Raw genomic sequence first — 18,808 nt, forward strand, 5'->3', positions numbered from 1 at the left:
GGATCGACGACACGATGAGCGAACACGACACGCCGCACGGCGAGGTCGTCGGCACGAGCGACGGCCACGGGAATGGCCACAGCGACGGGCACAGCGACGGCTACGGCTCGACCGCGGTCCGGCTCGACCAGGGTCACGTGGAGGGTTCGGGCGGGCTCCCGGAGCGCTTCGCGAACCCGGGACTGCCCCCGCACGTCCCGCGGATGTCAGACCTGGACGAGAAGGGCGCCAAGCGCGCCGAGAAACAGGTCGCAGCCCTCTTCGGCCTGTCCAGCCTGGCCACCGTGCTGTTCATCGTCGCCTACTTCGCGATCGACCCCGAGCAGTCCGGCTACATCCCCGGCATCGGCAACGCGAGCCTCTACAACGTCGCGCTCGGCGTGACCATGGCCCTGGCCCTGCTGGGCTGCGGCGTCGGAGCCGTGCACTGGGCCAAGACCCTGATGCCCGACACCGAGTCGGTCGAGGAGCGCCACCCGCAGCGCGCCAAGGACGAGGACCGCCAGCGGGTGGTCAGCGAGCTGATGGGTGGTGGCGAGAGGGCCCAGCTCGGCCGTCGCCCGCTCATCAAGTTCTCGCTCGCCGGTGCGCTCGCCCTGCCGCCGCTGGCGATCCTGCTGCCGCTGGTCGGCGGACTCGGCCCAATGCCGAAGGACACGCTCTCCACGACCATGTGGAAGAAGGGCGACCGACTGGTCCGCGACCCGGAGCGCACGCCGATCCGCGCCGACCAGGTGACGATCGGTTCGGTGTTCCACGTGCTGCCCGAGTCGATCAAGGACTCCGAGCACGTCCTGGAGGACAAGGCCAAGGCCGCCGTGCTCCTCATGCGCCTCAACCCCGACGACATCAAGCCCCAGAAAGAGCGTGACTGGGGCCACGAGGGCATCGTCGCCTACTCGAAGATCTGCACCCACGTCGGATGCCCGGTGGGCCTCTACGAGCAGCAGACGCACCACCTGCTCTGTCCCTGCCACCAGTCGACCTTCGACGTGACGCAGGACTGCAAGGTCATCTTCGGGCCGGCCCACCGCCCGTTGCCGCAGCTGAAGATCACCGTTGACTCACAGGGTTACCTGATCGCCGACGCCCCCTTCCGCGAGGCCGTCGGTCCGAGCTTCTGGGAGCGTGGTTCCGCATGAGCACCGACCGCACCGTGTCCGGCGCCGACCCGATCGGGCGCCTGCGCAAGGACGACGCTGAGCCCGAGGCCCCCACGAATCCCGGCCTGAAGGCCGTCGGTGGCGTCGCGGGCTGGCTCGACGATCGCACCGGAGCCGCCAAGCCGGTCGGCTACCTCATGAAGAAGGTCTTCCCCGACCACTGGTCCTTCATGCTTGGTGAAGTCGCCATGTACTCCATGATCATCTGCCTGCTCTCGGGCACTTTCCTCACGTTCTGGTTCGTCCCCAGCGCCGGTCAGGTCGTCTACGACGGCTCCTACCTGCCGCTGCGTGGCATCACGATGTCCGAGGCGTTCCGCTCGACCGTCGACATCTCCTTCGACATCCGGGGCGGCCTACTGATCCGCCAGATCCACCACTGGGCCGCACTGATGTTCATCGTCGCGCTCTCCGTGCACATGCTTCGCGTGTTCTTCACCGGCGCGTTCCGCAAGCCGCGCGAGATCAACTGGGTCATCGGCACGATCCTGTCGATGCTGGCCCTGATCGAGGGCTTTGCCGGCTACTCCCTGCCGGACGACCTGCTCTCCGGCACCGGGCTGCGCGCCGCCGAGGGCTTCATGCGCTCGGTGCCCGTGCTCGGGTCCTACCTGTCCTTCGCCCTGTTCGACGGACCGTTCCCGGGTGAGGCAATCATCCCCCGCCTCTTCTCGATCCACGTGCTGCTGCTGCCGGCCATCCTGGTCGGCCTGTTCACGGCCCACATCGGCCTGGTGTTCGTGCACAAGCACACCCAGTTCCCCGGGCCGGGTCGTACCAACGACAACGTCGTCGGCTTCCCGGTCATGCCGGTCTACGCGGCGAAGGCCGGTGGCTTCTTCTTCATCGTCTTCGGCGTCATCTCGCTCATCTCGGGCCTGGTCACGATCAACCCGATCTGGGCCTACGGTCCCTACGACCCCTCACCGGTCACGGCGGGCTCCCAGCCAGACTGGTACATGGGCTTCGCCGACGGTGCGTTGCGCCTGCTGCCCGGGTGGCTGGAGTTCACCGCCTTCGGCTTCACGTTCTCGTTCAACGTGATGATCGGCGCCATCCTTCTGATCCCCGCCATGTACGGCCTGATGGGCGCCTACCCGTTCCTGGAGAAGTGGGTGACCGGCGACAACCGGGAACACCACCTGCTCGACCGGCCGCGCAACAACCCGACCCGCACGGGGCTGGGGGTGGCCGCGCTCACCTGGTACGGCATCCTGCTCTTCGCCTCCGGCAACGACCTGATGGCGATCAAGCTGCACCTGTCGATCAACGACCTCACCAACATCTTCCGGCTCGGCATCTTCGTGTTTCCGCCGCTCGCCTTCTGGGTCACCAAGCGGATCTGCCTGTCCCTGCAGCGCAAGGACCGCGACCTGGTCCTGCACGGTCGCGAGACGGGGCGCATCGTGCGCACGGCCGACGGGAAGTTCTTCGAGCAGCACGAGCCGCTCGACGAGTTCACCCGATGGAACCTCGTGCAGCACGACCGACACGACGTCCTCACGCTAGAGGCGGGCACCGACCAGCACGGGGTGGTCTCCCCGACGGCGCGCAAGGAGAAGGCTCGCTCGGCGTTGTCGCGGTTCTACTTCACCGACAGCATCAACCCGGTCACCCCGGGCGAGCTCGCGGCTGCGCACCACGACGGCCAGGGCCACGAGGCGATCGAGGCCGCGCCGAGCAGCGAGAGCCGCCCGGCCCTGGAGAGCTCGCGCAGGGAGCCCCCCAAGCGCCCCTGAGCCACCACCTCGACCTCTATGCCGCCCACTCCACCGAGTGGGCGGCATACGGCGTTCTGGGGCCCGTTGGTGACATGGCAGGCTGGGCGCGTGGTCGAGATGGAGGCAGCCGAGTTCGAGGAGGCGGTGGGTGATGCCCTCGACGCTGTGCCGGCGGAGCTGATGGCGCTGCTCGACAACGTCGTCTTCTTCGTGGCGGACGAGCCACCACCGGGCGACCCCGACCTGCTGGGCGTCTACGACGGCACGCCGATCACCGAGCGGGGTGACGGCTGGGCCGGCGCGCTCCCGGACCGGATCACGATCTTCCGTGGGCCGCTGACCCGGATGTGCGCGGACCGGGACGACCTGCTGGACGAGATCGCCGTGACCGTGGTGCACGAGATCGCCCACCACTTCGGGATCGATGACGCCCGGCTGCACGACCTCGGCTGGGGCTGAACCAGGCCGCCGCCCCGGACGGGCGGCGGCGACGCACGGGTGCCGTGCCCCGATGTCCGGGACACGGCACCTGTCGTGCTTGCTGCTACAGCGGTTGCTACTTCTTGGCGCCGCTCAGCTGGACCGTCTGCTCGGTATAGCCCACTGCGCACTCGAAGGTGCCGCAGGCGAAGGCGAAGGTCACGTTCGCTCCCTTGCCGCCCTTGAAGACACCGTTGTCGGTGAACGCCGTCCCGGACCAGCTGTGGGTGGCCCTGTCACACTGGATCGGGTTGACGAAGAACGAGCCGTTGATCTTCACCCGGCCGACCTGCTGGGTGAGGGAGCCCTCGATGTCGCTGAAGAAGTCGTCGGCGTTGCTGCACGAGTAGGTCCCGCTCAGGGTCGCCGAGCCGTCCTTGTTCGCGACTCCCCTGGGGTTGACCGTCACGGTCGCCTCCGGCGGCGGCGGGGCGTTGTCGAAGGTGACCACCAGGTTGCCGCCCTGGGTGGCGGTGTCGCTGAAGGCGACCACGTAGTAGGTCTGCCCAGCCGTGGTCGCGAACCCGACCGTGGTGGGACCGCACGCGATGAGGTTGCCGCCGGCCGGGTCGCCCTCGGTGACCAGGAAGCCGCCGGTGTAGCTCGAGGCCGACATGTCGGCGATGACCCCGCCGTCAGCGCTGGCGGTGTAGCGGAACCAGACGCTGGCGTTGGTGAACGGTGCCCCGCACTGCGCGTTGAGCGCGGCATCGGTCGCATCGGTCGTGGCGCCGGTGGTGTCCTGCTCGATCGTGCTGGGCAGTGCCGAGACGACGGTCGCCGTGGCGGCGGTGTCGTTCGGGGCGGGTGCCGCGCTGGCGGCGGTGGCGAGCAGCGGCACCAGGATCAGTGCGGCCGCCGCTGACAGGGCAGTGCGCTTCATCAACAACATGTGAATCCCCCAGCTGTGTGATGGGCCATCCCCCGTTGGATGGTCACACCCGGATTGACTCCGGCAAGCGGTCCCGAGGTTGCTTCGTTGACCAAGAAATGGGCCAAGGGCTACCAAGCCTGTGCCGGCGCTCGGTCAGGGCAGCGGGAGGTCGAAGGCCGTGGCCATCGACGCTGCCTTCGCCCCGTGCCCGAGCGGGGCCGTCCCGGTGACCTCGGCGTAGAGCCGGGTGAGCGAGTAGTGGTCGAGCCGGGTCGTGACCACGGCGCCGTGCTGGCTGGGGTGCACCACGACCGTCAGCACCCTGTTGCCCGCGGACCTGTCGTCCTCGTCCGCGGTGAGCACCACCAGCAGGTGACCCGACCTCCAGTCCGGGCCGGCCTGGATCCTGGTCATCCAGTCCTTGAACCAGGCGTCGGCGGTCGAGAGGCGGCAGTCGTGCGCGTCGTGGCACAGGTCCGGGACGACCATGCCCGCGTCGGGCAGTGACCCGGCGGTGATGTCGGCCGCCAGGGCGCTCATCGGCAGGTCGTGCTGGCGGCACAGGGCACGCTCGTCGACGAAGTACGGCCACGGGTTGTGCTTCACGGCGTACCGCCCGGAGGGAGTCAGGGCGCACGGCTGTGGCATGGCGTCGGCATACACCCCCGCGGTCCGACCTGCCGCGATGGCGCGGCCGAACACCGACTCCCCGGTGACGGGGACGTTGTCCCCAGGCGCCGCGTCCGTGGTGACGCCGTGGGTGCTGCCCGACGCGATCGCGAGGTAGTTGGGCAGCGAGGGGTGCCGGGTGGCGAAGTAGCTGGTCGCGTAGCCGTAGGTCCTGGCCAACCGGTAGGTGTAAGGCATGCCGGCCTTCATCTGGGCCAGGGAGTGGTTCTCGACCACGAAGACGAGCAGCTTGGTGACCGGTGTGCGCACCGTGCTCGGCACCGCGGTGGTCGTCGTCGTTCCGGCGGTCGTACCGGTCGCCGTCCCGCTCGGCGGGAGGGCGGGAGTCGACGACGACGCGGCACTGGTCGTGCCGCGCTGGCCGGAGACGCCGTCCGGCGTCGAGGTCGCGCACCCGCTCAGGGCAACGACCAGGCCCACCGCTGCGAGGAGCAGCCCACGGCAACGGGTTGTCGTGGACACCACGAACTCACCACCTCAGGCTTGCCGTGGGGCGACCCACCATCAGACGAGGGCGCTCTGCGCCTTCCAGTTCGCGAACGAGTACTGCCAGACGCCGATGCCCTCGGAGGGCTGGAACACGCGGGACGAGCCGGTGAACTTCACGATGTCGCCGGCCTTGGAGTTGGCGTACATCCAGGCAGCGTTCGCCGGGGACATGTTGACGCAGCCGTGGCTGACGTTGGCGCTGCCCTGGGAACCGACCGACCACGGAGCGGAGTGGAGGTACTCGCCCGTCCAGGTCACGCGCATGGCCGACTGGGTGGTGATCTTGTAGTAGCCGGGCTGGCCCTTCTTGATCCCGATGGTGGTGGAGTCCATGACCACGGTGCCCTCCTTGCGGATGATCACCTTGATGCCGGAACGGGTCTCCGTCTTCGGACCGGGACGTCCGGCGCTGATCGGGATGGTGTTGATCACCTTGCCACCGCGGGTGACGGTCATGACGTGGCGCTTGATGTCGACCGTGGAGATCATCGAGGAGCCGATGGTGAAGCTGGCGCTGTCGTCGTTGCCGATCCACTTGCCCTCACCCGTCTGCACGCCCGTGAGCGGCGCACTGATGGTGACCTTGGTGCCGGGCTGCCAGTAGCTCACGGGGCGCCACATGAGCTGGCGGTTGTCCAGCCAGCCCCACGCGCCGGGCTGCTTGGGCGAGGTGCTGACCTTGACCAGCCTCTCGACCTCGCCGCGCAGCTTCGCGGTGGCGACGGGCGAGTCGAACTGGATGCTCGCCGGCATACCGACGCCCACGGTCTCACCTGAGTTGAGGATGCCGTAGGTGGCGGTGACCTTGGGCTTGAGGGTCGAGAAGGTGGAGGTGGTCGTCGAGGGCGTGCCGTCCGGACCGGTCGCGGTCGCGGTGACGGTGTATGCCGCACTGGGCGCCAGGCGCGCGCTGGAGGTCCACGATCCATCGCTGCCGAGGTCGCCGGTGACCTTGCGGCCCTTCGCGTCGGCCACGGTGACCTCGCCGAGCGTGCCGGTGGTGGCCTTGACCACGACGGACTCGCTGGGCAGGACGTCGGTGGCGTCCTTGGCCGGGCTGATGGTGAGCTCGGCGGGCGTCGCCGTCGCGGAGGACGAGGATGACGAGGAGCTGCTGCTGGAGCCGGCAGCGACGTTGTCGGTCGCCGGGCTGTCCACGCTGCCTGAGCACGCCGCCAGCAGGGTCACGGCGGTCAACGCTGCCACGGTCATGGCCAGTCGTGACCCTTGTGTCCTACCCACCACGTGTGTGCTCCTGTGCTCTGCGCCACCGTGGCGCCCTGTGCGTGAAATGTCTCGTGTCTGCCGGCTGGACCGGTCGGACGGTGTCCGATGAAGTCCATCACCCGAACAGACGCCGGGCAGCCGTGATTGGTTGGCTATGCAACTGTGTCCGGCCGGGCGATCACGATTTCGCGCCAGGCCCCCTGAAGGCCCGCCCCTGCGCGGACCTGACCCCAGTCTACCTGCTCGGCGTGGATGCCCCGTCACGACGAACAGCCGGGCGCGTCACCCCGGGTGGGGTGACGCGCCCGGCTGGGCGATCTGCGAGCCGTCCTCAGACGGCGTGCGGGCCCTTGAAGTACTCGAACGTCCAGCCCACGAGGGCGACGACGCCGAAGGCCGCACCGATGATGAACAGCCACATTCCGACCGCCAGGCCGAGGAAGCACACGGCAGCGGTGGCGGCGAGGGCCAGCGGCCACCAGGAGTGCGGGCTGAAGAAGCCGTACTCGCCCTCCTGCTCGGCGATCTCACCGCTCGGGTTGTCTTCCGGACGCTCCGGAAGACGTCGGGCAGTGGCCCACAGGTAGAAGGCGATCATCGCGCCGAGCCCAGCGGACAGGAACAGCCCGGCCGGGCCGACCGGCTCCTTCCAGTGGGTGAAGATGCCGTAGACGACCCCGACGGGGGCGAAGAAGGCAGCCAGGATGACGAAGAGCTTGTACTCGATCTTCACGGGTCAGTCACGCTCCTCGTGGAACCGCGGGTGCTTGTCATGGTCGAGCTCGCCCGTCGCGTGGTGCTCGGACGAACGGGTCTCGGCCATGATCCGGGTCAGGGTGTCCGGGTCTGCGTAGACCCCACCGAGCTCGGATGCCTCGGGGTGGTGCAGGTCGAAGGCCGGGCGTTCCGAGCGGATCCGCGGGAGGGTGTCGAAGTTGTGCCGCGGCGGCGGGCAGGACGTGGCCCACTCGAGCGAGGCGCCGTAACCCCAAGGGTCGTCGGTCTCGACCAGGGGCGCGGTGCGCCAGGTCTTCCAGACGTTGTAGAGGAACGGCAGGGTGGACGCGGCAAGCAGGAACGCACCGGCCGTCGACACCTGGTTCATCCAGGTGAAGCCGTCCTCGGGCAGGTAGTCGGCGTACCGACGCGGCATGCCGTCCACGCCCAGCACGTGCTGGATAAGGAAGGTGGTGTGGAACCCGATGAACAGCATCCAGAAGTGGATCTTGCCGAGCGTCTCGTCGAGCATCCGCCCGGTGAACTTGGGCCACCAGAAGTAGAAGCCGGCGAACATCGCGAACACCACGGTGCCGAAGACGACGTAGTGGAAGTGAGCCACGACGAAGTAGCTGTCGGACAGGTGGAAGTCCAGGGCCGGGCTGGACAGGATGATGCCGGTCAGGCCACCGAACAGGAAGGTGACGAGGAAGCCGATCGCCCAGAGCATCGGCGTCTCGAAGGACAGCTTGCCGCCCCACATCGTGCCGATCCAGTTGAAGAACTTCACGCCGGTCGGGACCGCGATCAGCATGGTCATCACCGCGAAGAACGGCAGCAGCACCTGGCCGGTGGCGTACATGTGGTGGGCCCACACGGTCACCGAGAGGGCGGCGATGCCGATGGTCGCGAAGACCAGCGTCTTGTAGCCGAAGATCGGCTTGCGCGAGAACACCGGCAGGATCTCGGAGATGATGCCGAAGAACGGCAGCGCGATGATGTAGACCTCGGGGTGGCCGAAGAACCAGAACAGGTGTTGCCAGAGCATTGGCCCACCGTTGTCGGCCTCGAAGATCTGCGCCCCGAACTTGCGGTCGGCACCGAGCGCGAGCAGCGCCGACGCCAGCACCGGGAAGGCCATCAGCACGAGCAGGCTCGTGACCAGGATGGTCCAGGTGAAGATCGGCATCCGGAACATCGTCATGCCGGGCGCGCGCATGCAGATGATCGTGGTGATGAAGTTGACGGCACCCAGGATGGTTCCGAAACCACCGAGCGCCAGGCCGAAGACCCAGAGGTCACCGCCGAGGCCCGGGGTGTTGGACGCGTCCGACAGCGGGGAGTACGCGAACCAGCCGAACGACGCGGCACCCGTGGGGGTGAGGAAGCCGGCGGAGGCGATCAGCCCGCCGAACAGGTAGAGCCAGTAGGCGAACATGTTCAGCCGCGGGAAGGCGACGTCGGGGGCACCGATCTGGATCGGCATGAGCGCGTTGGCGAAGCCGGCGAACAGCGGCGTCGCGAACAGCAGCAGCATGATCGTGCCGTGCATCGTGAACAGCTGGTTGAACTGGTCGGGGTTGTCCACGACCTGCAGCCCCGGCTGGAACAGCTCGGCTCGGATCAGCAGGGCGAGGATGCCGCCGAAGATGAAGAAGATGAACGAGGTGATGAAGTAGAGGTTGCCGATCACCTTGTGGTCGGTCGTCGACGCCCACTTCACGAAGGTCTGGCCCTTGGTGAGGCGACGGGTCGCCGTGGCCTCGGTGGAGCGGTAGTACATCCCCGCCGAGGTGGACTCGGTTGCCGCTGCCATCAGTTGCTCCCTGCACTCGGAAGAAGGCCTTGGTCTTCGTCCATGACCTTCGAGGGGTTCAGGCTGTTGTCCAGCTGACCGGTGTTGCCCTGGGCCTTGAGCTCCGCGATGTGCTGCTCGTAGGCCGCCTGGTCGACGACCTTGACGTTGAACAGCATCTGGGAGTGGTAGGCGCCGCAGAGCTCGGCACACTTGCCCTTGAAGTCGCCGGTCTCGGTCGGGAACACCTGGAACTTGTTGACCCGCCCGGGGATCATGTCGAGCTTCTGCAGGAACGCCGGCACCCAGAACGAGTGGATGACGTCCCGCGAGGTGAGCACGAACTCGGTCCGCTTGTTGACGGGCAGGTAGAGGGTCGGGAGGTTCTTCTCGGCGCCCGGCTTCCCCGTCAGCTCGGCCTGCGTGCCGCTCTCGAAGGTCTGCTCGTTGACGTAGTTGAAGTCCCAGCTCCACTTCTTGCCGACGACGTTGACCACGACGTCGGGGTGCTTGGAGGTGTCCAGCAGGGCCGCCTCGTCACGCGCGGTGTAGTAGAAGAGCACCGCGATCATGAAGACCGGGACGATCGTGTAGAGGATCTCCATCGGCACGTTGTAGCGCAGCTGCACTGGCAGGGTGGTGTCGTCCTTCTTGCGGCGGTAGGCCACGACGCACCAGCCGATCAGGCCCCAGACGATGACGCCGACGATGAGCGCGGCGATCCAGGCTCCGTTCCAGAGCGTGGTCACCCGCTCCCCGCCCTGGGTCACCGCGCGGGGCAGGAAACCGTCCTGCACGCGGCCGGCACACCCCGAGAGGGTGAGGGCCACGAGCGACAGCCCTAGAGCCGTGGTCGTGCTCCTGCTGAGGGGCCGCCGCCGGTGTGGGCGCGGCGCAGAGACGTCGTGCTGACGCAACGGTGCACCTTCTTCGAAACAGTGATGGGCCATCGCGCCAAACCCTACTCCAGAGGGTGCCTGCCGTCCGGTCAGGGTGGGACTAACGTCGAGGTGTGGCGAACCCCTCCCCGGACATCGATTTGAACAGCCGAAATGACCGTTCTTTTCAGCGCACGCTCCTGGACGCCGCGCCCGGCCCGATGCACCCTCGCGCGAGGGACACCTTGGTCGCGGCCATCGACGCCGGATGGGCCGATCCGCGACGCCTGCACAGCGAGGCGAGGACGGCCCGCCGGCTGCTGGACCAGGCCCGGGAGGTGCTCGCGACCGGCCTGCAGGTGCGCCCCTCCGAGGTCTCCTTCGCGCCGGACGGCCCGACCGCGGTCCGCTGGGTGGTCGACGGCCTCCGGTATGCCGCCCGCCGCCGCGGAGCGCGCGTCGTCGCCTCCGCGGTCGAGCACTCCTCGGTGCTGGTGCCCGGGCGGCACGCTGCCGACTCCTCGGGGGAGTCGACGGCCTTTGCGACCGTCGCGGTGGACCGGACGGGCCGGGTCGACCTCGGGGCGTGGGCGCAGGCCGTGACCGGTCCCGGCACCGTCGGGGCAGCCCTCCAGCACGCCAACGGTGAGGTCGGGACGGTGCAGCCGCTCGAGGAGGCCTGGGCCGTCTGCCGGGCTGCCGGTGTGCCGCTCGGCGTGGACGCCCAGGCATCGCTGGGCCGGACCGTCTCCCCCACCTCCTACGACGTCCTCGCGGGTGACGCCCAGTCGTGGGGCGGACCCGGCGGCCTGGGGCTGGTCGTCCTCCCCGAGCGGACCAGGTGGCTGCTTCCGGGCGCGCCGGACCCGGACGCTGCGCTGAGCGGTCCGACCCGGCACACGCCCTGGATCCCCCTGGCCCTCGCCGCGGCCGAGGCCTGGCAGCAGACCGAGGCGACCCGCGAGGCAGACGCGCTGGAGGCGTTCGCCCTCGTGGACCGGATCCGCGCCGCAGCGGCCGCCGTCGCCGATGTCGAGGTCGTGGGCGACCCGGTCGACCGGCTCCCCCACGTCGTGACCTTCTCGGCCCTCTACGCCGACGGTGAGGCCCTCGTCCGCGAGCTCGACCGCCGGGGCTTCGGGGTGGCCTCCGGCTCGGCCTGCACGGCCAGCACCCTCGAACCCAGCCACGTCCTCGCGGCCATGGGCGCCCTGACCCACGGCAACATCCGCGTCACCCTCCCCCTCGGGGCGGTGGCCCCCGACCGCGCGGCGCAGGTGGCGGCCTTCTGCTCGGTCATCGCCGAGGTGGTGGCCTCGGTCCGGGCCGAGCTGGGCGCGCACCGGCTGTGAGCCCGACCTTCGAGGCAGGCGACGGCCAGTCCGCGCCCATCGTCGTCGACGCCCGCGGGCTGCGGTGCCCGCTCCCCGTCATCCGACTGGCCCAGACCGCCCGCGATGCCGCAGTGGGAGCCGTCATCGAGGTGTGGGCGACCGACCCTGCGGCCAGGGCCGACATCCCGGCGTGGTGCCGGATGCGCGGCCAGGACTTCCTCGGTGAGGTGCCCGCGGACGGCGGGCACGCGGCATACCGGGTGCGCACTGTCGGCTGAGGCTCAGCCTCAGGAACCCGCGTCGAAGGTCGGGGGCGCCAGGTCGACGGCATCCTTGAGCAGGCTCAGGTAGTCCGGCCGCGACACCGTCACCACGCCCAGGCTGCGCAGGTGGTCGGTGGCCCACTGCACGTCGATGAGCCGCCGCGGGTCGCCGTCGGCGAAGACGTAGGCCGCGGTGGCGACCACGGCTGCCTTCGACGCGTCGGTCACCCGGTGGAACATCGACTCCCCGGCGAACAGCCCGCCCACGTTGATCCCGTACAACCCACCGACGAGCTCGCCGTCCTGCCACGTCTCGATGCTGTGCGCCCAGCCCAGCGCGTGCATCTCCGTGTAGGCGTCGGCGATCTCCTCGGTGATCCAGCGCCCGTCGCGGCTCGGGTCGGCGCAGGCGTCGACGACGTCGCGGAACGCCGTGTCGACCCGCATCTCGAAGCGCCGCAACGACTTCTGCAGCGAGCGGCTGGCATGCACCCGACCCGGCAGCAGCACGCCGCGCGGGTCCGGCGACCACCAGGCGAGCGGCCGGGCGCCGTGCTCGCCCAAGCCCATCGGGAAGACCCCGCTGCGGTAGGCCTCCACGAGGGTGCCGGCCCGCAGGTCGCCACCCACCGCGACCATGTCCTCGCCGTCATCGACCTCACTGACGTCGAACACCCACGTCGTCGGCAGGGGCTCGACCGGTTCGGTCACCACGGGGTGTGCGCCCGGTCCCTAGGGCGCGACGCAGGCGATGTGGGGTTCGATGGCGTCGGCCGATGCCTGGCCGTAGGCCTCCGCCAGACGCTGCAGGAAGCTCGCCTTGCCGAGGGTGTACTCCTGCGTGCCGACCGTCTCGATGACGTAGGTCGCCAGCATGGATCCGAGCTCGGCGCTGTGCCGAAGGCCCAGGTCTGCCGCGAGGCCGGTGAGGAACCCCGCGCGGAACGCGTCGCCGACCCCGGTCGGGTCGGCGCGGCGGACCTCGCGGGCCACCGACACCTCGATGGGGTCCTCCCCCTTGCGCTCGATGGTGACGCCGTCCTTGCCCTTGGTGACCACCCGGGTGTTCACGCGGTCGGCGATCTCCGCGGCGCTCCACCCGGTCTTCTGCTCGGTCAGGGCGGCTTCGTACTCGTTGGTGAGCAGGAAGTCGGCGCCGTCGATGAGCTGGCGGATGGTCGCGCCGTCGGCGAAGGCCAGCTGCTGGCTCGGGTCCGCGGCGAACGGGATGCCGCGCGAGCGGCACTCGCGGGTGTGGCGCAGCATCGCCTCGGGGTCGTTGGCGCCGACGAGCACCAGGTCGAGACCGCCGACGCGCTCGGCGATCGGGCCGAGCTCGATGGCCCGCGCCTCACTCATCGCACCCGCGTAGAAGGTGGCGATCTGCGCCATGTCCTCGTCGGTCGTGCAGACGAAGCGAGCGGTGTGCTTGGACTCGGACGTGTGCACCGAGGCGCAGTCGACGCCGTGGCGCTCCAGCCAGCTCCGGTAGTCGCCGAAGTCCTCACCGACCGCCCCGACGAGGATCGGTCGCTGTCCGAGGTTGGCCATGCCGAACGCGATGTTGGCGGCCACCCCTCCCCGGCGGACCTCGAGGTCGTCCGCGAGGAACGACAGCGAGACCTTGTCGAGCTGCTCGACGACGAGGCTGTCGCGGAACCTGCCCTTGAAGGTCATCAGGTGGTCGGTGGCAATGGATCCCGTGATGGCTATCTGCACGGTGGAAAACCTACCCCGTGGGCGCGACGTGCGGCATCGCAGGGAGTTACCTCCTGGTAGCGGCGTGTCCCCGACAGGTCCGGCCTAGCGTGGGTGCATGACCCCGCGCCGGATGGTCCCCGCAGCCCGCCACGCTGCCATTCCGGGGCCCTTCCCCGGGCCGCGTGACGCCCTCGACAGCGGCAGCGTCTCCGAGCTGGTCGAGGACGGCCGCGGCGTGCAGCTGACCGTCGCCCGGGCGCGTCCCTGGCCGGTCCAGCACCACGACATCGTCGTCCCGACCGGCGCGCCCTCGCTGCTGGACGGTCTCGGGAGCTACGGCTCCTGAGCCGCCTCGGCGCACGCCGCTCGTGCGGACCTGCCAGCTGGCCGCCTGCCGCCTGCCGTCTGCCGAATGACCGCCTCGTGACGCTTGCCGGGGACCGGCCGAGCGGGCACAGTCGGTCGCATGAGTGATCCCGAGATCAGCGCCTTCGACTTCAGCGGCCTGCGCGCGACCTTCGTCAACTGCACGCTCAAGCGGTCGCCGGAGCCGAGCAACACCCAGGGCCTGGTCGACATCAGCGCCGCCATCATGCGCAAGCACGGGGTCGACGTCCAGGTGATCCGGGCGGTCGACCACGACATCGCCACCGGTGTCTACCTCGACATGACCGAGCACGGCTGGGAGCGCGACGAGTGGCCGACCCTGTTCGCGCGGATCATCGACTCCGACATCCTGGTCGTCGCCGGACCGATCTGGCTGGGCGACAACGCCAGCATCACCAAGCAGGTCATCGAGCGCCTCTACGCCGGGTCGTCGATGACGAACGCGTCGGGCCAGTACGTCTACTACGGCAAGGTCGGCGGAGCGATCATCACCGGCAACGAGGACGGCATCAAGCACTGCTCGTCCAACATCCTCTACAGCCTGCAGCACATCGGCTACGCCATCCCGCCTGCCGCCGACGCCGGGTGGATCGGTGAGGCCGGACCCGGCCCGTCCTACCTCGACCCGGGCAGCGGGGGCCCGGAGAACGAGTTCACCCAGCGCAACACCACGTTCATGACGTGGAACCTGATGCACCTGGCTGCCCTGCTCAAGGCCGCCGGCGGCTTCCCCGTCGGCGGCAACCAGCGCACCGAGTGGGATGCCGGCGCCCGGTTCGACTACCCCAACCCCGAGTACCGCTGACCGACGTCCCACGACGGAGGCGGGGCACGCCCCGGAACGCACGTGGCCGGCATACCCCGAGGGGTGTGCCGGCCACGTGCGTTCCCTGGGTGCGATGCCCAGGTCAGTCTTGGTCGATCAGCTGCCGTGCTTGCTCAGCTGAACGAGTCCCCGCAGGCGCACGAGCTGCCGGCGTTGGGGTTGTCGATCGTGAAGCCCTGCTTCTCGATGGTGTCGGCGAAGTCGATGCTCGCGTCCACGAGGTACGGGGCGCTCATCCGGTCCACCACGACCTCGACACCGTCGAAGTCGCGCACGAGGTCACCGTCGAGGGTGCGCTCGTCGAAGTAGAGCTGGTAGATGAGGCCGGAGCAGCCACCGGGCTGGACTCCGACGCGCAGGCGCAGGTCGTCACGCCCCTCCTGCTCGAGCAGGGACTTGACCTTGGCAGCCGCAACATCGGAGAGGAGCACGCCGTGCGTGGTCTCGGCAGGCGCCGCGGTCGCGTCGGCGGTGGTCGCCGTAGCGGTCTGGTCCTGAACACTCATGGGATGAGTCCTTCATGTCGGTGGAGGTTGGCCACCAGTGCCAACCTGCGGTTCTCGCGAAATGTTCCCCGCGCACCTCCCACTGTACGACCTGGTCAGCTCCGAGGGGACCAGGTGGCCGCCACCCGGGCAGCGCGCGCCGCCAGGGTGCCCACCGGATCGGACATCGCGGCCTCGACCTGGGCGGGCGTTTCGGCCACCGCATAGCTGCCCGACAGACCGAGCGTCATCGCCTCACGACGCCCCACGGTGGCCTGCCCGGCGATGACCACGCTGGGCGTCGCGGTCTCGAGGGCCAGCCCGGCCACGCCGGCCACGACCTTGCCCTGCAGGGACTGCCAGTCGAAGCAGCCCTCCCCCGTGACCACCAGGTCCGCCGCGCGGAGCAGCTCGCGCAACCCGACCGCCTCGAGCACCTCCGACACGCCGCTGACCCGGACGCCTCCGAGGAGGGCCAGGCCGTAGCCGAGACCACCCGCGGCACCTGCCCCGGGTGTCTTGTCGATCCGGCGAGCGGTACCGGTCAGCAGGTCGGTGTGCTCCGGAACCGTGCGACGGACCACCTCGACGAACCGCCCGAGCGCCCCCTCCAGAGCCTGGGCGACCTCTGGCGAGGCGCCCTTCTGTGGGCTGAACACGGCACTGGCGCCCTGCAGCCCCAGCAGCGGCGACTCCACATCGGTGGCAAGCACCAGCTCGACCCCGGCGAAGCGCTCGCGGGTCGTCGCGAGTCCCGGCAGGGCCGCGTCGGAGATGTCGGCCAGGGCCAGCCCACCCCGCGCGAGGTCCTTCGGTGCGCCGGCTCCCAGCGCCGCGAGCATCCCTGCGCCGGCGTCGTTGGTGGCGCTGCCACCGAGACCGACGACGATGCGGGTGGCCCCTTCGGCCAGGGCCGCCTCCACGAGCTGACCCACCCCCCAGGTGCTGGTGACGGCCGGGTTGCGCTCGTCGGCGGCGAGCAGGTGCAGCCCCGCTGCCTGCGCCGACTCGACGTATGCCGTGCGGTCGCCTTCCGCACCGACCACCAGCAGGGCGGCGGGCACGTCGCGACCGAGCGGGTCTGCCACGGTGACCGCGAGGGTCTGCGCGTCCGGGAGCGCTGAGGCGAGGACGTCGAGGAACCCCGGGCCGCCGTCCGAGAGCGGACGCAGGGTCAGCAGGTCGTGCGGCGCGCTGGCGGCCCACCCCTGGGCGATGGCCTGGGCGGCCTGCTGGGCGGTGAGGGTGCCGGTGAAGCAGTCCGGCGCGATGACGACGTGCACGCGGTCATCCTTTCAGCCTTCGCGCCCGGCGCCACGGCGGGTTTCTTCCGTGCTCCTGAGCACGGGCGCGCCGGAATCCGCATCGCGGTGGAGGCCGCAGGGGCAAAACAGGTCCACAATGGATGGATGCGCCCCCGCCAGCCCGCCAAGAAGCCGCATCTGCCTAACAGCCCGTTCCGGGCCGCTCCGGTGCCCGACATCCCGGACTTCGCCGTGAACGACCGCGTGACCCACGACCGGCACGGGCTCGGATCGGTCGTCCGGATCACCGGCGACCGGATCCACGTGAAGTTCGGTGAGAACACCGTCAGCGTGGCGATGTCCAGCAGCAAGATCCACCCGCTCTAGACCTACCCGCCCCACGGTCCGCTAGGGCACCAGAGCAGCAGCAAGGAGCCGACGGGCGGCAGCCTCGTCACCGTCGGTCACGAGCACCGCTGAGTCCGCGCGGTGCCACAGCGCAAGGTAGAGGTGGGACGCCGGTCCCCTGACCCGGGCGACCGCCTCCTGCGCCACGCTGTCGATGACGCGAACCGCTCCGTCGACCACCCCTACGGTCCACGAGGCGTCGGTGTCCGTGCACGCGAAGGCGATCGGTTCCCCGGCCGGGACCACCTCCAGCGGCGGACGGTCCGCGTGCCGGACCAGGCTGCGCGGGGCCATCACCTCGAAGACCTCCGTGACGCCGTCGGCAGCCTGCTCCGTCGTCATTCCGGGGATGCGGTCAACGAGCCCGGTCGTGGGCAGCAGACCGCCTGCCTGCAGCGCGTCGACGTGGTGGACCGTCGTCTCGTGGAGCTGGCGACGCCGCCAGAACCGGACGTCCTGGTGACCCGGCACGGCGGAGAAGCTCCACGACGGGTGGTCGGGCGACAGCTCGGCCAAGGTGCCCACGACCGTGTCGGCGGTTGCGGCATACCAGTCGGGCAGCGGCTGCTCGCGGTCACGACGCGGGTAGGGATCGGGCGGTGCGCCGTGGCGTGCGCAGTGCGCCGCCCACAGGTGCACCCGGCCGAGGTGGTCGACGAGGTCGGTCACGCTCCAGCCCGGGCAGGCCGGGACCGGTGCGTGCGGGTCGGCACCTCGGACGGTGGCTCCCATCGCGGCGGTGGCCGTCCGCAGGGCTCTCACGAGGCTCTCGTCGTCCATGGCCGCGACCCTAGGGCACCGGACGGGGGCCAGGTCGGCCGTCGACGACCACTGGGCGCTGGCAGTGCTCCGGTTGCCCACGGCATACGATCGAGGACGTGAGCACCCCTGTGACGCAGTCGGACTCCCGGCCCACCACTCCCCTGCCGTTGCTCGTCCTCGGACGCGGCACGGAGCTGCACACCGAGCGCGGGGTCGAGTGCCCGGGTGATCTGCCGGCACCCTCCGACCCCGGGCTGGTCGACCGCGCTCGCGCGGCCAAGGCCGCCCTGGGAGACCAGGTGTTCGTGCTCGGGCACCACTACCAGCGCGACGAGGTCATCGAGTTCGCCGACGTGACCGGTGACTCCTTCAAGCTGGCCAAGGACGCTGCTGCCCGGCCCGACGCGCCGTACATCGTGTTCTGCGGCGTGCACTTCATGGCCGAGTCGGCCGACATCCTCACGGCCGAGAACCAGACCGTGATCCTCCCCGACCTCGCGGCCGGGTGCTCGATGGCCGACATGGCCGCCATCCGCCAGGTCGAGGACTGCTGGGACGACCTGGTCGAGGCGGGGGTCGCCGACGTGACCGTTCCGGTGACCTACATGAACTCCTCCGCCGCCATCAAGGCCTTCACGGGTCGGCACGGCGGCACCATCTGCACGTCGTCCAACGCCAAGACGGCACTGACGTGGGCGCTGGACCAGGTGGGCGCCGGCGGCAAGGTGCTGTTCCTGCCGGACCAGCACCTGGGGCGCAACACCTTCGTCCGTGACCTCGGCGGCTCGCTCGACGGCTGCGTGGTGTTCGACCCGCACAAGCCGATGGGTGGGCTGACCAAGCAGGAGCTCCAGGACGCGACGATGATCCTGTGGCGCGGTCACTGCTCGGTGCACGGCCGGTTCAGCCTCGCGGCCGTCGAACAGGCCCGCCGCGAGATCCCGGACGTCAAGGTGATCGTCCACCCCGAGTGCCAGCACGAGGTCGTCGAGGCCGCTGACGAGGTCGGCTCGACCGAGAAGATCATCCAGACCATCGCGGCCGCTCCCGATGGCACGAAGTGGGTGGTCGGGACCGAGCTCAACCTGGTGCGGCGACTCGGGACACTGTTCCCGCGCCAGCAGATCTCGTTCCTGGAGAAGAACGTCTGCTACTGCTCGACGATGAACCGCATCGACCTGCCGCACCTCGTCTGGACCCTCGAGTCGCTCGTGGCCGGCCGCGTGGTCAACGCGATCAAGGTCGACGACGAGGTGGCCCACTTCGCGCGCCTCGCCCTCGACCAGATGCTGGCGCTGCCGGGCGAGACCTCGAAGGACTAGTCCTGCTGGCGGAGGCCACCGCAGGCCAGCCCCCGCAGACTG

Annotated in this window: 20 protein-coding genes; 9 read left to right on the forward strand and 11 right to left on the reverse strand. The window is 69.7% G+C overall.

What is annotated here, in order from left to right:
- The first annotated feature begins 14 nt into the window (after positions 1-14).
- From EAH86_RS08065 to EAH86_RS08075, 3 genes are all read left to right on the forward strand, one after another.
- Positions 15-1,142 (forward strand): ubiquinol-cytochrome c reductase iron-sulfur subunit, encoded by a 1,128-nt coding sequence (locus tag EAH86_RS08065; RefSeq protein WP_140738682.1) that lies wholly within the window; start codon positions 15-17, stop codon positions 1,140-1,142.
- Complete coding sequence (locus tag EAH86_RS08070) at positions 1,139-2,902, forward strand: cytochrome b (RefSeq protein ID WP_140738685.1); 1,764 nt, start codon at positions 1,139-1,141, stop codon at positions 2,900-2,902. The genes EAH86_RS08065 and EAH86_RS08070 overlap by 4 nt, the downstream gene beginning before the upstream one ends.
- Before the next feature lie 99 nt (positions 2,903-3,001).
- Positions 3,002-3,343 (forward strand): metallopeptidase family protein, encoded by a 342-nt coding sequence (locus EAH86_RS08075; RefSeq protein WP_170212789.1) that lies wholly within the window; start codon positions 3,002-3,004, stop codon positions 3,341-3,343.
- A 97-nt stretch (positions 3,344-3,440) separates the two neighbouring features.
- Here the strand turns inward: EAH86_RS08075 and EAH86_RS08080 are convergent, their stop codons facing one another.
- The 6 genes from EAH86_RS08080 to coxB form a co-directional block, all read right to left on the reverse strand.
- Positions 3,441-4,247, reverse strand: coding sequence for a DUF6299 family protein (locus tag EAH86_RS08080; RefSeq protein ID WP_140738691.1), 807 nt, complete (start codon positions 4,245-4,247; stop codon positions 3,441-3,443).
- A 144-nt stretch (positions 4,248-4,391) separates the two neighbouring features.
- The gene (locus EAH86_RS08085; RefSeq protein WP_206665767.1) at positions 4,392-5,393 is read right to left on the reverse strand and encodes an alkaline phosphatase family protein; all 1,002 of its coding nucleotides are present in this window, start codon (positions 5,391-5,393) and stop codon (positions 4,392-4,394) included.
- Positions 5,394-5,432: 39 nt separating this feature from the next.
- Positions 5,433-6,629, reverse strand: a complete 1,197-nt coding sequence (locus EAH86_RS08090) for a L,D-transpeptidase (RefSeq protein WP_140738694.1) — start codon at positions 6,627-6,629, stop codon at positions 5,433-5,435.
- Between the two features lie 346 nt (positions 6,630-6,975).
- Positions 6,976-7,377, reverse strand: coding sequence for a cytochrome c oxidase subunit 4 (locus EAH86_RS08095; protein WP_140738697.1), 402 nt, complete (start codon positions 7,375-7,377; stop codon positions 6,976-6,978).
- A gap of 3 nt (positions 7,378-7,380) precedes the next feature.
- A complete protein-coding gene (ctaD, locus tag EAH86_RS08100; protein ID WP_140738700.1) occupies positions 7,381-9,177 on the reverse strand; it encodes a cytochrome c oxidase subunit I in 1,797 nt (598 codons plus the stop codon).
- Complete coding sequence (gene coxB / locus EAH86_RS08105; RefSeq protein WP_140738703.1) at positions 9,177-10,106, reverse strand: cytochrome c oxidase subunit II; 930 nt, start codon at positions 10,104-10,106, stop codon at positions 9,177-9,179. The genes ctaD and coxB overlap by 1 nt, the downstream gene beginning before the upstream one ends.
- Before the next feature lie 62 nt (positions 10,107-10,168).
- Here coxB and EAH86_RS08110 point away from each other — a divergent pair, with 62 nt between their 5' ends.
- Positions 10,169-11,386, forward strand: a complete 1,218-nt coding sequence (locus tag EAH86_RS08110; RefSeq protein ID WP_241668267.1) for an aminotransferase class V-fold PLP-dependent enzyme — start codon at positions 10,169-10,171, stop codon at positions 11,384-11,386.
- Entirely contained in the window at positions 11,383-11,646 is a 264-nt protein-coding gene (locus EAH86_RS20530) for a sulfurtransferase TusA family protein (protein WP_194150755.1), read from the forward strand. Before EAH86_RS08110 ends, EAH86_RS20530 begins: the two co-directional genes overlap by 4 nt.
- Positions 11,647-11,655: 9 nt before the next feature.
- Here the strand turns inward: EAH86_RS20530 and aat are convergent, their stop codons facing one another.
- Both aat and EAH86_RS08120 read right to left on the reverse strand, forming a co-directional pair.
- On the reverse strand, positions 11,656-12,345 hold the full coding sequence (aat, locus tag EAH86_RS08115; protein ID WP_338325234.1) for a leucyl/phenylalanyl-tRNA--protein transferase: 690 nt from the start codon (positions 12,343-12,345) through the stop codon (positions 11,656-11,658).
- Positions 12,346-12,363: 18 nt separating this feature from the next.
- On the reverse strand, positions 12,364-13,350 hold the full coding sequence (locus EAH86_RS08120; protein WP_140738705.1) for a carbohydrate kinase family protein: 987 nt from the start codon (positions 13,348-13,350) through the stop codon (positions 12,364-12,366).
- A gap of 97 nt (positions 13,351-13,447) precedes the next feature.
- On the opposite strand from EAH86_RS08120, the gene EAH86_RS08125 reads away from it, so the two are divergent.
- Positions 13,448-13,678 carry a hypothetical protein gene (locus EAH86_RS08125; RefSeq protein ID WP_140738709.1) on the forward strand — a complete coding sequence of 77 codons (231 nt, stop codon included), beginning with the start codon at positions 13,448-13,450 and terminating at the stop codon, positions 13,676-13,678.
- A gap of 120 nt (positions 13,679-13,798) precedes the next feature.
- Complete coding sequence (locus tag EAH86_RS08130) at positions 13,799-14,524, forward strand: flavodoxin family protein (protein ID WP_140738712.1); 726 nt, start codon at positions 13,799-13,801, stop codon at positions 14,522-14,524.
- Positions 14,525-14,658: 134 nt separating this feature from the next.
- Here EAH86_RS08130 and EAH86_RS08135 read toward each other — a convergent pair whose 3' ends face one another.
- The gene (locus tag EAH86_RS08135; protein WP_140738715.1) at positions 14,659-15,051 is read right to left on the reverse strand and encodes a HesB/IscA family protein; all 393 of its coding nucleotides are present in this window, start codon (positions 15,049-15,051) and stop codon (positions 14,659-14,661) included.
- 95 nt (positions 15,052-15,146) lie between these two features.
- Positions 15,147-16,313, reverse strand: coding sequence for a glycerate kinase (locus EAH86_RS08140; RefSeq protein ID WP_140738718.1), 1,167 nt, complete (start codon positions 16,311-16,313; stop codon positions 15,147-15,149).
- Between the two features lie 126 nt (positions 16,314-16,439).
- On the opposite strand from EAH86_RS08140, the gene EAH86_RS08145 reads away from it, so the two are divergent.
- The gene (locus EAH86_RS08145) at positions 16,440-16,661 is read left to right on the forward strand and encodes a hypothetical protein (RefSeq protein ID WP_140738721.1); all 222 of its coding nucleotides are present in this window, start codon (positions 16,440-16,442) and stop codon (positions 16,659-16,661) included.
- Positions 16,662-16,682: 21 nt separating this feature from the next.
- Here EAH86_RS08145 and EAH86_RS08150 read toward each other — a convergent pair whose 3' ends face one another.
- The gene (locus EAH86_RS08150; protein WP_140738724.1) at positions 16,683-17,462 is read right to left on the reverse strand and encodes a maleylpyruvate isomerase N-terminal domain-containing protein; all 780 of its coding nucleotides are present in this window, start codon (positions 17,460-17,462) and stop codon (positions 16,683-16,685) included.
- Positions 17,463-17,560: 98 nt separating this feature from the next.
- Here EAH86_RS08150 and nadA point away from each other — a divergent pair, with 98 nt between their 5' ends.
- Complete coding sequence (gene nadA / locus EAH86_RS08155; RefSeq protein ID WP_241668268.1) at positions 17,561-18,766, forward strand: quinolinate synthase NadA; 1,206 nt, start codon at positions 17,561-17,563, stop codon at positions 18,764-18,766.
- Positions 18,767-18,808 lie beyond the last annotated feature (42 nt).

It is taken from the genome of Pedococcus bigeumensis (assembly GCF_006438965.1).
GTDB classification, from domain to species: domain Bacteria; phylum Actinomycetota; class Actinomycetes; order Actinomycetales; family Dermatophilaceae; genus Pedococcus; species Pedococcus bigeumensis_A.